9 protein-coding genes are annotated in these 13,377 nt (G+C 68.4%); 3 read left to right on the top strand and 6 right to left on the bottom strand.

Annotation, left to right across the window (positions count from 1 at the left end; all coding sequences use genetic code 11):
* Positions 1 to 64: 64 nt before the first annotated feature.
* Positions 65 to 640: a dienelactone hydrolase family protein gene (locus ROY82_01295; GenBank protein MDT3681100.1), complete on the bottom strand. Its 576-nt coding sequence runs from the start codon at positions 638 to 640 to the stop codon at positions 65 to 67.
* 240 nt (positions 641 to 880) lie between these two features.
* Between ROY82_01295 and ROY82_01290 the strand changes: the two genes are divergently transcribed.
* Complete coding sequence (locus tag ROY82_01290; protein MDT3681099.1) at positions 881 to 1,768, top strand: dihydrodipicolinate synthase family protein; 888 nt, start codon at positions 881 to 883, stop codon at positions 1,766 to 1,768.
* Here the strand turns inward: ROY82_01290 and ROY82_01285 are convergent.
* Positions 1,755 to 4,310 (bottom strand): hypothetical protein, encoded by a 2,556-nt coding sequence (locus ROY82_01285; protein ID MDT3681098.1) that lies wholly within the window; start codon positions 4,308 to 4,310, stop codon positions 1,755 to 1,757. The two genes, ROY82_01290 and ROY82_01285, sit on opposite strands and share 14 nt — an antisense overlap.
* A 199-nt stretch (positions 4,311 to 4,509) precedes the next feature.
* Here ROY82_01285 and ROY82_01280 point away from each other — a divergent pair, with 199 nt between their 5' ends.
* Both ROY82_01280 and ROY82_01275 read left to right on the top strand, forming a co-directional pair.
* Entirely contained in the window at positions 4,510 to 6,564 is a 2,055-nt protein-coding gene (locus ROY82_01280; protein ID MDT3681097.1) for a hypothetical protein, read from the top strand.
* A 39-nt stretch (positions 6,565 to 6,603) separates the two neighbouring features.
* Positions 6,604 to 8,928 (top strand): hypothetical protein, encoded by a 2,325-nt coding sequence (locus ROY82_01275; protein ID MDT3681096.1) that lies wholly within the window; start codon positions 6,604 to 6,606, stop codon positions 8,926 to 8,928.
* Positions 8,929 to 9,086: 158 nt separating this feature from the next.
* Here ROY82_01275 and ROY82_01270 read toward each other — a convergent pair whose 3' ends face one another.
* The 4 genes from ROY82_01270 to ROY82_01255 all read right to left on the bottom strand — a co-directional run bounded on the left by ROY82_01270 (position 9,087) and on the right by ROY82_01255 (position 13,372).
* Complete coding sequence (locus ROY82_01270; GenBank protein MDT3681095.1) at positions 9,087 to 10,073, bottom strand: deoxyhypusine synthase family protein; 987 nt, start codon at positions 10,071 to 10,073, stop codon at positions 9,087 to 9,089.
* Between the two features lie 110 nt (positions 10,074 to 10,183).
* Positions 10,184 to 10,957 carry an ABC transporter permease gene (locus ROY82_01265; GenBank protein ID MDT3681094.1) on the bottom strand — a complete coding sequence of 258 codons (774 nt, stop codon included), beginning with the start codon at positions 10,955 to 10,957 and terminating at the stop codon, positions 10,184 to 10,186.
* Entirely contained in the window at positions 10,954 to 11,967 is a 1,014-nt protein-coding gene (locus tag ROY82_01260) for an ABC transporter ATP-binding protein (protein ID MDT3681093.1), read from the bottom strand. The genes ROY82_01265 and ROY82_01260 overlap by 4 nt, the downstream gene beginning before the upstream one ends.
* On the bottom strand, positions 11,957 to 13,372 hold the full coding sequence (locus ROY82_01255; protein MDT3681092.1) for an ABC transporter permease: 1,416 nt from the start codon (positions 13,370 to 13,372) through the stop codon (positions 11,957 to 11,959). Before ROY82_01255 ends, ROY82_01260 begins: the two co-directional genes overlap by 11 nt.
* Between the last annotated feature and the right edge of the window lie 5 nt (positions 13,373 to 13,377).

Genomic DNA, 13,377 nt, shown 5'->3' with positions numbered 1-13,377 from the left:
TCCCCTGGAGCTCCGGACGGGGTTCGGAGGAGCAAAGCTAACCTCCGGGATGGTTCCTAGCCCGCTACAGCCGATCTAAGAACGCCAGAACGTTCGTCATGAACAGCCGCGCCACCGCCGGCTCGTAGTCCGGCAGCGAGCTGTCGGCGAAGAAATGCTTGTTGCCCGGATACAAGAAAAGCTCGGCGTCAGCGGCGGCGGCCACCACGGCGCGGGCCGTGGGCAGGTCGTAGCCGTTGTCGAACTCCGGGTCGTGCTCCTCGGCGTGAATCTGGAGGGGAACGCCGCGCGGCCACGGCCCGCCGAGCTCCTCCGGCGGCAGACAGGCGGCCACGAGGACCGCGCCTCTCGCACCCGGCCTGCTCTGCGCGAGCTTCTGGGCTGGAATGCCGCCCAGCGAATAGCCCATGTAAACGGCCGCCGGGCTCAGCGCCTCGGCCGCGCGGACACCCCTGGCTGCAACCTCCTCGAAGCCGAGGGTCCGGACGTGCGCCATGCCTTCTTCGAGCGACGAGAAGACCTTTCCTTCGAACAAGTCCGGGGCAGTTACCGCGTGTCCGTGGTGCCTCATTTCCTCGGCCAGGCGCTCGATGCCTTCGGTGAGACCGAGCACGTGGTGGAACAGTACGACTTCAGCCATCGGACCTCCAATGTTCCAAGCGGAAGTGCGCTATGAGAATTATGCACGGCGGCGGCGAGTACGCCGGGGCATTCGCCGGCAACTGCCCGTGTGATGCTCCTGCAGCCCGCCAATGCGAAGGTGGCCGGCGGCCGCTACCCTCCGTTTCACGATGGGCTACTCTCGGATGAGTCCGTAGCCGTCCGTGCGCACGACGTCCGCCCAGACGCCGTCGGGAAAGATGTGGCATAAGGAGTCCCAATGAGCAAGTTCCACGGCGTTCACACCATAATGCCCACGCCCTTCACGGACGCCGGCGCGCTGGACCTCGAGAGCCTGGCGACCCTAACCGAGTTCCTCATCGGCCTGGGTGTCGACGGCCTGGTGGTGCTCGGCGTCCTCGGGGAGGCACCCAAGCTGTCACAGGCCGAACAGGACGAGGTCATCCGCGTGACGGTCGAGACCGCAAGGGGCCGCGTGCCCGTCTTCGCCGGCTCCGGCGCAGGCGGCACCGACCTGGCCGTCGAGAAGAGCCTCAGCGCCCTGAAGCTCGGGGCAGCAGGCCTGTTGGTCGCACCGCCGCCGGTGCAGAACGACGCCGTCATCTTCGAGTACTACCGCCGCATAGACGCCGCGGTAGACAAGCTCGTCATCTTGCACGACTATCCCGCCGCCACGGGCGTCAGGCTGAGTCCGCAGTTGATCGTCAAGCTCCACGCCGAACTGCCTAACGTGCAGGTGATCAAGCTGGAGGAAACACCGAGCGTCACCAAGGTCACGGCCTTACGCCAGCTCGGTTCCGACATCGCCATCGTCGGCGGCCTCGGCGGCATGTACTTCTACGAAGAACTCGAGCGCGGCAGCAACGGCATGATGACGGGCTTCTCGTACCCCGAGGTGCTCGTGGAGGTCTACCGCGCCTTCACCGCAGGCGACAAAGCCAAGGCAAGGCGCGCCTTCTATGCCGCCTGCCCCATCCTCCGTTACGAGTTCCAGCCCGGCATCGGCCTGGCGCTACGCAAGGAGGTCTACCGGCAACGTGGCGCCATAGCCAGCGCCTTCGTGCGCCACCCCGGCGCGCAGATCGACGCGCAACTACGAGCCGAACTCGCCAGTGCCCTCGAGCACTCGGGGCTTAAGGGGAAGTAAGGGGAGTGACCCCGGGCGCCGGCTGGCCAGGACCCTGCTCCCGGACCGCGCCTTTGTCGCCAAGCAGTGCCAGTACCCGCGCAACACCGAGTCGGCCCGCCTCCTCGTAATGCGGCAGCGACCCCGCCGCCAAGTGCATGACCAACCCGTATTCGCGCCGCGCCTGCGCCAGCTCGCCCTTCTCGAAGAGCGCGCCCGCCAGGTGGTAGCGGCTGACGACTTCCTGGCCGCGGTCCTCGAAGACCCGGGAGTCGACGGCGGCGTGTCGCAACGACTCCACGGCAACTTCGAGCTTTCCGGCCGCCAGCTGCACCATGCCGGCCGCTGCTTTGAAGGCCGCCGGGTGCTCCGCCGGTAGTGCACTCCGGGCCAGGTCGAAGTAGTGTTCTGCGCTCACGGCGTTCTTCTTGCTAAGCGCGACGTGCGCAAGGGCCGTGTAGGCGTTGCGGGCACCCCAGAACTCGCCGGCGGGCAGCAGCACGTCCAGCGCCTCTTGGGCCTCCGTTGCTGCCTCCTCCAGTCGCCCCGTCCACATGAGGTTCATGGCCCTCATGGCCAGGAGCTCGCCCACGAGCCCAGGGGTGCCGGAGTCGGCAAGCGCTTCCAGCCCCTCGTCGGCCAACGTCAGGGCCTCCGCGGTCCACCTCATACGGCCGTACAGGGCGTAGATGCCTCGCGCCAGGCTCCTCGCGGCCTCACTGTCGCCGCGAGCCAGCGCCCTGCGGAAAGCCAACAGCGTGTTGGGCCGTTCGTCGAGCAGCAACTGTTGGATCGCGGCCTGCCGCGCCCCGAACGCTTGCTGGTAATGGCGTCGCGGAAGGTCCGCGTAGTAGGCGACGTGTCGCTCGGAGACGCGGGTAAGCAACTCGGGCGTGGCCTCCAGGTCCTTCCTGGCGAACAGTCTCGCGAGGGCGGTGAGCCGGAACCGGCCATTGGCCTGCGTTCGGAGCAAAGAGAGGTCTTGAAGGCCGGCCAGGCCGAAAACGCCCGCACCCGCCACCTCGACGGCTCCTTCTCGCGAGAAGCTTCCCTCGAAATACGACAGTGCCAACAGCAGCCCGCGCTCCTCGGCCGCCAGGCAGGCCAGCGCGTGGTCGAAGCGCGCCCGCGGGCTCCTGGACCGCTCCGGCACGCCGCTGCGGAACGCGCCGAGAGCGTCCGGGTCGGCCTCCACCAGCTCGGCTATCTCAGCCGGACCCGAGGTGCCCGCGAACGCCGCAGCCAGGCTAAGGGCGAGGGGGTGGCCGCCCACCAGCCGGGCCAGTCGCCGGATGCCCGCAACGTCATCGGCGCCTATTATGCGGTTCCCATGCACTGACCGAGCCCGCGCCAAGAACAGGTCTGCTGCCGACCCGAACGCGCTACCGTCCTCGGCCTCGTTCTCGCCGACCCCCTCGACCAGATAGGCGATCTCGGAGGGCACCCCCAAACGCCGGACGCTTGTCACCAGGATCCTCACGGCGGGCCACGCCCTCAGCAACGTCGTGACGAAGTCGCCCACCTGTGCGAGCGCGGAATCGGACTCGCCAACCCCGTCCACCAGCACTAGGACGCGCTCGCGGTGGCCCGCCCGCGAGGCGTCGCCGAAGCTCGCGGATGCCCCCAAGCCGGAGGCTTCGATCGCCTGCACGAAGCGAGCCGTCAGGTCCTCTACTGTTGCTCCTTCGGTGTCCAGCGCCAGAACCCCGTCGGGGAAATCCTCGCTTGCAAGACAGTCGTCGGCGACCTGACGCCCCAGCCAAGACTTCCCGACCCCACCCTCACCCACCAACGTCACCAGCCGGCAGTCGAGCCGCCGCAGCAAACCTGCCACTTCCAACCGCTCGCGCTCGCGCCCGACCACTAGCGCCGGCGGCCCCACGAGGTTGGTAGGCGGTATTGCCCGGAGGGTACGCAGGGCCGCTATTCTCGGCCGCCCGGCTGGGGCCCCATTGGTCCGGCGGCGGCCCGCCGGCGCCACTGCGGCCCGGCTCGTGACCAGGATCTCACGAAGCGCGTCATGGAGCACCGGGTCGCCAATTTCGGTCTCCGAACTCCTTCGAGCGGCTTCCGCTAACGCCGCGGCCTCGGTAGCTCGCCCGTCGGCCGCCAACCGGCCACATGTCGTCACCGCTTCCCGTAACAGACGGTTGGCCAGCTCCTCCCTCACGGCCAGGATCCAAGACGCCAGATCGTCGGTTACGCGCTCCTCTTCCCCCGCGAGGAATGGGCCGGCGTACAGCTCGACCGCTCGGCTCACGTCATGCAACTCGAGTGCCTGGAGCAGCACTGCGTGATCGGTAGCGAGGTCCAAGCCAACCGTCGAGGCGTCGGCTTGCAGCGCGTCCGTAGCTCCGGCCGTGCGCAGGTGCCGCCGCAACCGGGTGAGGTTGACCGATAGCTGGTTGAGCGGATCGACCGTCTCGGAGAAGAAGAGTTCCGCCAGGCGTCCGCGCCTTTGCCGGCCTTCGATAGCGAGATAAGCGGCGAGCACGAGGGGGCGACGACCGGGAAGGTCGCACCCGATCATCTCGAGCCCCCCGAGGGTTCGCAACTTGAACAAGCCGACTCCAATGCTGTGGCGCGTCGATCGGCAAGCCGGACGGACAGATGAAAGACAGACCGATTCTTACATACTCTCTCATCGGGCGCTCAGGTAAATGGACCGCTCGGGTCAGGCCGTGACACCCCGGACGGCAACGCAAGAGCGGACCGGCGCGGAACACGGCCATCCGCGCGCAGCAACGTGAAGGGGAGAAAGAATGCTTGTTTCTACGACGTCCTCCAGCAAGAACACAAGCAGGCGCTCTCGGGCCGCCAAGGCGTACTTCTCGAGCATCTTCTTGCTCGCTGTGCTGTTCGGCTGCGCGGGTCCCGGCGCGACCAAAGCACCCGTCAACTTGGCCGCCCTGACCGCCGTCAGAGCCACCAGCAACACGTCCTTGCTGGCGACTTTCGACAAACCCGTTGCCGACTCTGCCAGTGATCCGAGCCTCTACTCCGTCACGGGGCCGGCCGGCGAGTCGCTCGAGGTGATAGGTGCCTACCCGAGCGCCACCGGGCTGGCCGTGGCCCTGGCGACCGCGCCCCAAGAGGAGGTCACTTACCTTCTGGCAGCAGACGCCGTTCCCGCCAAGGGCCCGGCGGCGGCCGCCGCCAAGCTTGCACCCTCCGCGGCAGCACCCGGTGCCTTCAAGGGGAGTCTCGTGCCAGCCCCAGTTCTCGCCCGCGCCGTGCCGCTAGCCAACGACAGCCTGCTGGTGACCTTCGCGGATGCATCGGGCGCTCCCGTCGCCATGAGTGACGACGCGCTGCTACCGAGCAACTATGGCGTCACCCCGCGGTCGCGGATCCTCGCGGCCGCGTTCGACGTGGCCGGCGGCGGCGTCGACCGCAGCGCCGTGATCCTGACCACCGAACCCCTGGGGTTCGCAGTCGGCCGGGTCGAGGTCCTTGGTGCCACGACGTTCCACGCTCAGATGCTCCTCAAGCCAGATGCCGACTCCGCCGAGTTCAGGCCCGTCGCCACGCTCGACCAGAGCGCGCCTTACATCGCCGAGGCGTGGGCTCCCGACCCCGAAACGGTCATCCTCCACTTCAGCGAGCCGGTGAGCGACACGCTCGCACCGACTTCAATGGCCGGCGGCGTGTTCTCACTCGAGGGCCCCGGGGCAACCCGGATCGGCGTCACCAGTGTGAGCAGCGAGCAGCAAGGGACGCGTGCGCGGCTGAAGGTCGCGGGCCTGAGTGCCGGGTACCCCTACGAGCTCACCGTCAGCGGCCTCGCCGACCGCGCCGGCAACGCCCTCAAGCAACTGACCAGCGAGGGAGTCATCATCGTCGGCCCGAGCCCGATCGGTACCCCCGACAACACGGCGCCGCGCGTCACCGGCGCGGTCTCCACCAGCCCTACCACGGTCCTCGTGACGTTCAGCGAGCCTGTGAGGGGCGGGGTGGACAGTGCGGAGAACCCGAGCCACTACGGGATCGGTGGCGTCGAGACCACCGACCTGGCGGCCGCCTCCGTGCTTTCGGTGACGGGCGCAACGCTCTCCCCATCCGGCCGCACCGTCACGCTCACAACTCTGGCCCAGAGCGACATCACCTACGGCCTCAAGGCCGTTGCCATCGCCGACATAGCGGGGAACCTCGTGGTGCCCCCCGATCGCGACAACCCGTACCAGGTGACGTTCGTGGGCACCGCCACCAGCGGGCCCGGGGTAGACAGCGACGGCGACGGCCTGACCGACGACGCCGAGCAGCGCGGCTGGACCGTGCGCGTGCGTCAGGCCGACGGCTCGATCATCACGCGCACCGTGACCAGCGACCCGTTCCTCGTCGACACCGATGGCGACGGCGTGAACGACCGCGACGAGCGCGCGTACCTCACGGACCCGCGCTCGGCAGACACAGACGCCGATCAACTCAGCGACTACTGGGAGCTCAACTACGTCTACAGCGACCCGACGGCTCAGGACAGCGACGGCGACGGCCTCATCGACGGCCTGGAGTTCTACTTCTTCCGCACCTCGCCCAACCTCACCGACAGCGACGGCGACCAGATCGACGACGGTGACGAGATCAACCTGGGCAACCGCAACCCCCGCCTGGCCGACCTCCCGCGCCCGGGCATCCAAGTCGGAGCGGTCGACATGCAACTCGACGTGCGCTTCGCCGCCACCAGCCAGCGCGGCACTCGCGAACTAGAGACCAAGAGTTTCTCGTCGACCTTGACGCAGGCCGATACCCGCTCGACGAGCAACACCGACAGCAACACTCAGGAGTTCACCGTGAAGGCCGGCGTCGAGATCGGTTAGAAGGCGGGCGTCGACTTCGGGGCCTCGGGCAAATTCAGCGTGGAGACGGGCTACACGGGGCAGTGGAGCTCGTCCTTCACCCGCGAGTCGTCACGCGCGGCCCAGGAAGAGTACGCCCGGTCCCACGAGACCCAGGCTGAGCTTCAGGTCGACGAGTCGCTGACCCGCGAGGTGCAAGGGGCGACGATCAAGCTCACCGTCAGCCTGCGCAGCCTCGGCGACATCGCCTTCAACATTTCGAACGTCCAGGTGACGGCCTTCGTGCAAGACCCGCGCGTTCCCGGCCGCCTCGTGCCCATCGCCACCTTGGTGCCCGAGCACGAACCCGAGGGCGGTTACAACCTGGGCCCGCTCGTGCCGGAACGCGGCCCGCTCGTGTTCGTTGCCGATCAGGTCTTCCCCGCGCTCGTGGAACAGCTCATGCAAGACCCCACGGGCCTCGTCTTCAAGATCTCCAACTTCGACGTCACCGACGAGCTGGGGCGCAACTTCGCGTTCACGTCACAAGACGTCAACGACCGCACGGCCACCATCGTCCTCGACTACGGCGCGGCGGACAGCGACGGCGACGGCGAGGGCGACCTGACCGAGAGGCTGAAGGTAGCCACCAGCTCCGGACGCGCCATCGCCGACGAGAACGGCGACGGTGTCATCGACGACGCCGACCGCGTGGTCTACGACCCCAACGGCCGGCAGGTCGGGATCACGCTGGCCGAGGGTCTCGGTGCCGTGCTCGGGCTGACCCACTACGACGAGGACACCACACCGACCTCGTCGCTCAACGCGGTGCAGATCCAGGACAGTTACTCCACCCGCACCGTCGGCGGCGTGGAGGTCATGTGGCGCGTGCGCGGCGTATCGCAGACGCTCGGCAACACCCTCAAGCGCTGGTTCGTCCTCACGCCCCAGGGCATCATGGCGGCCGACCAGGACGTGGGCGGCCGCGTGTTGCAAGCCGGCGAGGGCATCACGCTCGCGTTCGTGCAGGATGAGGACGACGACGGCGTGCCGGCGCAGATGGAGTACACACTCGGCTGCTCCGACGTACTGGCAGACACTGACGGAGACGGTCTCGACGACCGCTTCGAGGCCTACGAGGGCTGGCGCGTGAGCGTCGTGGGGCGCGGCGACTATCAGGGTTACTCCAGTTGCGCGCGCGTGGACTCCGACCAGGACGGGCTTGACGACGTCAACGAGCACCTGCTCGGCACCGACGCCAAGCGCCGCGACACGGACGGCGACGGCCTCACGGATTTCGAGGAAGTCAACGGGTTCGACATCGACATGCGCTTCGGTCCCCGACTCTTCGGGGTAGTGACCGACCCGCTCAACCCCGACACGGACGGCGACACGCTCCCCGACGGCGCCGAGCGCGACCTGGGAACCGACCCGAACGTCAACGACGGCGACATGGTCTTCGACGACGATGGCGACGGGCTGGTCAACTTCCTCGAGACGAGCGGTTGGACCGTCACGACCTACCCGGTCTCCGTCACCCCATACGTGCAGCCGGCAGCGGTCACGCGCCACGTAACGTCCGACCCGACCCTTCGCGACACCGATGGTGACGGCCTCGACGACAACGCCGAGTACCTGGCGGGCACCGACCCGCGCAACCCCGACACCGACGGCGACGGACTGAGCGACAGCGCCGAGGTGGCGGCGGGGACCAACCCGCTGGACGCCGACACCGACGACGACCTGCGCACGGATGGCGCCGAGATCGGCGAGGCGTTGATCATCCGCGTGGCCGGCAAGGCCTCCTACCAGGTGTTCAGCGACCCCCTCGTCGCAGATGCCGACCTCGACACCCTCGTCGACGGTCAGGAGGCGGCCCACGGGACCGACCCGACCAAGGCCGACACCGACGGGGACGGCGACGGCACCAACGACGCCGAAGAGCTCCTCGTCTGCACCGTGCCCGCTCCCGGCGTTTGCCGCGATCCCTTGGTGCCCGACCAACTGCTGAAGATCACCTTCAGGATCGAGGTGACGCGCGACGGCGACGTCGACGTGGGCGGTGGAAGCGGCGAGTTCCATTACGACGTCAGCGCGCAGTTCGGGCCAACCTCACTCTCGAACAGCGGCTGGCGCTACCCCGAGGACGGCGATAAGCTGACCTTCTGGACCGTGTCACGCATCCGCCCACTGTCCCAGGCGCTTACCACCAGGGTCGACGTCTACGAGGACGACCCGGCCGGCTCTCCCACCGACCAGTGCCACATGACTGAGACCGCCACCTTCAACCAGGTACCCATGCTCATCGGTCCCTCCGACAACAAGTCCTACTCGATGTCGCACGTTCCGGACGACATCATCAATGCTTGCGTCTACTCCGTCTACGTGGAGTTCGAATCGAACTGACGGTCGAGTCGTGGGCCCGGCGCCTTGAATCGCCTGGCGCGCGACTCACCCCAGTTACACGACTTACGCCGAGCACACGGCAATAGAGAGGAGCGCGGCCGCCGAATCTCCGGCGGCCGCGCTCCGCCTTGTGCGGTGTGGTTCGGCTTGGGCGGCCCCTACTGCCCCAGGATCATCGCGAACATCAGCGGCGCCACTATGGTGGCGTCCGACTCGATGATGAACTTGGGAGTGTCTATCCCCAGCTTGCCCCACGTGATCTTCTCGTTGGGCACGGCGCCCGAGTACGAGCCGTAACTGGTGGTGGAGTCGCTGATCTGGCAGAAGTAGCCCCACAGGGGCGTGGGGCGCCTCATGTCCTGCTCGAGCATGGGCACCACGCAGATGGGGAAGTCGCCGGCTATGCCGCCGCCGATCTGGTAGAAGCCCACGGAGCGCGTGGCAGCCACGTCCGTGTACCAGTCCGCCAGGAACATCATGTACTCGATGCCCGTGCGCACGGTGTGCACGTTGCTTATCTCGCCCGTCAGGTTGTGAGCCGCGTACATGTTGCCGCTGGTGGAGTCCTCCCAACCGGGAACGATGATGGGCAGGTTCCTCTGCGCGGCCGCCAGCAGCCACGAGTCCTCCGGGTCTATCTGGTAGTGCTGCTCGAGCTTGCCGGAGAGCAGGATGCGGTAGAGGATCTCGTGGGGGAAGTAGCGCTCCCCCGCCTTGTCGGCGCGCGTCCACTCGTCGACCAGGGCGCCCTCGAGGCGGCGCATGGCCTCGCCCTCCGGGATGCAGGTGTCCGTCACGCGGTTCATGTGCCGTTCGAGCAGGTCCTGCTCGTCCTGCGGGGTCAGGTCACGGTAGTGCGGAACGCGCTCGTAGAAGTCGTGCGCTATCAGGTTGAAGACGTCCTCCTCGAGGTTGGCGCCGGTGCAGGTGATGATCTGCACCTTGTCCTGTCTGATCATCTCGGCGAGTGAGAGGCCCAACTCGGCCGTGCTCATGGCGCCCGCGAGGGTGATCATCATGGCGCCGCCGCCTTCTAGGTGCTTGGTGTAGGCGTCGGTGGCGTCGATCAACGTGGCGGCGTTGAAGTGCCGGAAGTGGTGCCTGAGGAAGGTCGAGACGGGGCCTGGTGAGGACTTGGTGGGCATGTGGGGCACCTCCGCGGATTCGTGGCGCCGAGTGGCGCCCTGCCTCGTCATCCTAAGGGCGACGGCCACCTTGCGGCGTGAACGCTGCCGGCCCGCGGGTCCAGGTCGCCTCAGCGTGCGCCGCCGCGGGCCGTCAACGCCAACCCCAAGCGGCCAACGGCGAAGTCGGCGAGCAGCGCGAGGATAGCGACAGGGACCGCCCCCTCGAGCACCATGGCGAGGTTGCCGACCGCCAACCCTGCGATGATCGGAACGCCGAGGCCCCCAGCCCCGATGATCGGCGCCACGGTGGCCGTGCCGATGGTGTACACGGTGCTCACGCGGATTCCCGCCACGATCACGTCCGTGGCCAGAGGCAACTCGACGCGCCAGAAGCGGGCCCCCGGCCCCATGCCCATGCCGCTGGCGGCCTCGAGTGAGTCCTTCGGTACCCCCTGCAGGCCCGCGATGACGTTGCGCGCCACCGGCAATAGCCCGTACGCGACGAGCGCGATGAGCGTGGGCTTGAGTCCGAAGCCGAAATAGGGCAGCGCGAGCGCCAACACGGCCACGGGGGGAAAGGTCTGCCCCACTGCCAACAGGTTGCTCGCTAGAGGCAGGAAGGCCCTGCCGCTCGGGCGCGTCAGCCATACCCCAAGCGGTAAGGCGAGCGCGAGTATGATCCCGAGGCTGGCGCCAACGATGCCCAGGTGCTGCATGGTCAGCTGCAACAGCGAAGTGCGCTCGAACAACACGTGGGGCTGGTCGGGGAACGCGACTTGCAGCGCAGCCCGCCACCACTCCTCGCGGCTGAAGAGGAAGAGCGCGGCCGCGAGCAACGCCGCCGCAAGCGCGAGTTGCCACAGGGCGTGCCTGCGCGCGTTGCGCCTCGTGGTGGCGGTCATTCCTGCTTGCCCAACGCTACTATGTCGTCCAGAACCAGCTCGCCGACGCGTTCACCGCCCTCGTCGACGACGTCGAGCTCCGAGGCGCCGTGCTCGAGGAACGAAGACAGCGCGGTGCGCAGGTCGGCGCTCGGCGTCACGCTGGCCACGTGGGCCGCACCGGCGGCGGGCCGCATGATGCCGGCCACCGCGAGCCGGCTGAGGCGTTTGAGTGCCCGCCCGGAGCCCACGAAGCGCTCGACGAACTCCGTGGCCGGCGCGCTGAGGAGGCGTTCGGGCGGGGCGAACTGTTCCACCGCCCCTTCGCGCATGAGGCAAACGCGGTCTGCGAGCCGGATAGCCTCGTCGAGGTCGTGGGTGACGAACACCACGGTCTTGCGGAGCCTGCGCTGCAGCTCGAGGAACTCCTCCTGGAGCCGGTCGCGCGTGATGGGGTCCACCGCCCCGAAGGGTTCGTCCATGAGGAGGACGGGGGGATCGGCGGCGAGGGCTCGGGCCACACCCACGCGCTGCTGCTCGCCGCCGGAGAGGTCCTGCGGATAGCGGTCGAGGTACTCGGCCGGCTCGAGCCCCACCAGGGCCAGCAGCTCGCGCGACCGTGCCCGGCGCCGCTCTCTCGACCAGCCGAGGAGGCGCGGTACCACCTGCACGTTCTGCCCCACCGTCAGATGCGGGAAGAGGCCCACCGCCTGGATGACGTAGCCGATGCCACGCCGGAGTTCCTGCAGGTCCTGGCTCGTGACGTCCGCGCCGTTGACTTGAATGGTCCCTCTGCTCGGCGTGATCAGCCGGTTGATCATGCGCAAAGTAGTCGTCTTGCCACAACCCGAGGGGCCGAGCAGCACCACGAACTCACCCGCGTAGATCGTCAGGTCGAGGTCGCGCACGGCCACCACATCGCCGTAGGTCTTGCTCACGTTGGAGAAGCGGATGGCCACGGGTGTGCCGGGCGCCTCGGGCGTGACGGGCGTGGTGGGCGTGACGGGCGTGGTGGGCGCTTCAGGCGGCACGGGGCCTCCCGCGGCGAAGCGGCGGGGCGCAGAGAAGGTAACCGGCAGCGCGCAGGGCGCCGTCGGCCAGGAGCGCCAGGGCGATGACGGGCAGCGCGCCGAGGAGCACGAGGTCGGGCACCACCTGGTCTATGCCGCGCTGGATGAACACCCCGAGCCCGCCCGCCCCGATCAGATAAGCCACGGTCGTGATGCCTATGATCAGGACGGCGGCGGCGCGCAGCCCCACGAAGATGAGCGGTAATGCCAGGGGCAGCTCGACGCGCAAGAGGACCTGCCGCCGGCTCATGCCCATGCCCTGACCTGCCTGCACGGCAGCCTCGGGGACGCCGCGCAGTCCCTCGTACGCGTTTCGCACGATGGGTAGGAGTGAGTAGAGCGTCAACGCGATCAGGGCAGGCGCGGCGCCTATCCCCCTGACCCCCAGCGAGGCGAGCGGCTGCGTCAGGCGCGGACCGGCCCCGCCGAAGGGCGCGGGCGCCGCGCCCGCGAGCAGGGCGGCGAGGACGCCCGAGAGCGTCGTAGCGATCACGGTCAGGTAGAGCAGCGCCGGTACGGCCGCCGCCACGATGACGACTACCTTCAACCAGGGGCGCCCGAGCCACGGCAGTAGTGCGAGAGGTAACAGTAGTAGCCCCAAGGCCAACGTCGTCCCGAGGGTGACCCCCTGGCCGAGGCGCGCGAGCGGCGGCAACAGGATGCCGAAGAGCGCCAATGACGGCACGGTCTGAAAGAACGCCACCGTCGGCAAGAGCCAGGCGGCGACGTCGGCGCGGCGGCTCGCCAGCACCGCCGCGGGCAGGCCGATGGCGGCCCCCAGGAGGAGGCTGGTGCCGCTCAGCGCCAGATGCCGCGCCAGTTCGGAACTGAAATCGGTGCCCTGCGCCGAGAGTTCACGCGCCAGGCCCAGGTCGGCGAAGTGCCCTACTGCGACCAGGTAGACGACCCCGGCGGTCGCGATGACGGCCGCCGGCGCGAGCAGGTAGCTCCGCGCTCCCGCACCCAGCTGAGCCGCGGCGAACCAAGCCACGTAACAGGCCAGCAACGCTACCCAGAACCCGATCCCGAGCGACACGCGGGCGCTAGCGGGCTGGTCCGCCATCAGGAGCGTGGCGCCGTGGCCGCACAGGTACAGGGTCAGGAGGGTCGCTACCGCGGCGAGCGGTGCGGCCACGACACGCGACCAGCCGGCCGGGAGGAGGGCCATGACGAGCAGCGCCAACCAGACTCCCAGCAGCGCGTAGCTTCCGGGAGCGAAAACGGTGGCGGGCGCGAAGAGCTCGCCCGCCACCAGCCTGTTCGGTTTGAGCACGAACCACCCCGCGCTCCAAGGACCAAGCGGCGTCTGCGCCAGCACGCCGAGCACACCGGCGACCAGTAGTACGCGCTGATCGCCGCTCCTCATGGTCC

The organism is Truepera sp. (genome assembly GCA_032027045.1).
Classification (GTDB): domain Bacteria; phylum Deinococcota; class Deinococci; order Deinococcales; family Trueperaceae; genus JAAYYF01.
Note: the sequence above shows the minus strand (reverse complement) of the source record. Positions and strands in the feature narration are given on the sequence as shown.

Coding starts and splice junctions, on each gene's coding strand:
- ROY82_01295 (MDT3681100.1), bottom strand. CDS start 640: ATGGCTGAAGTCGTACTGTTCCACCACGTGCTCGGTCTCACCGAAGGC.
- ROY82_01290 (MDT3681099.1), top strand. CDS start 881: ATGAGCAAGTTCCACGGCGTTCACACCATAATGCCCACGCCCTTCACG.
- ROY82_01280 (MDT3681097.1), top strand. CDS start 4,510: ATGCTTGTTTCTACGACGTCCTCCAGCAAGAACACAAGCAGGCGCTCT.
- ROY82_01270 (MDT3681095.1), bottom strand. CDS start 10,073: ATGCCCACCAAGTCCTCACCAGGCCCCGTCTCGACCTTCCTCAGGCAC.
- ROY82_01265 (MDT3681094.1), bottom strand. CDS start 10,957: ATGACCGCCACCACGAGGCGCAACGCGCGCAGGCACGCCCTGTGGCAA.
- ROY82_01255 (MDT3681092.1), bottom strand. CDS start 13,372: ATGAGGAGCGGCGATCAGCGCGTACTACTGGTCGCCGGTGTGCTCGGC.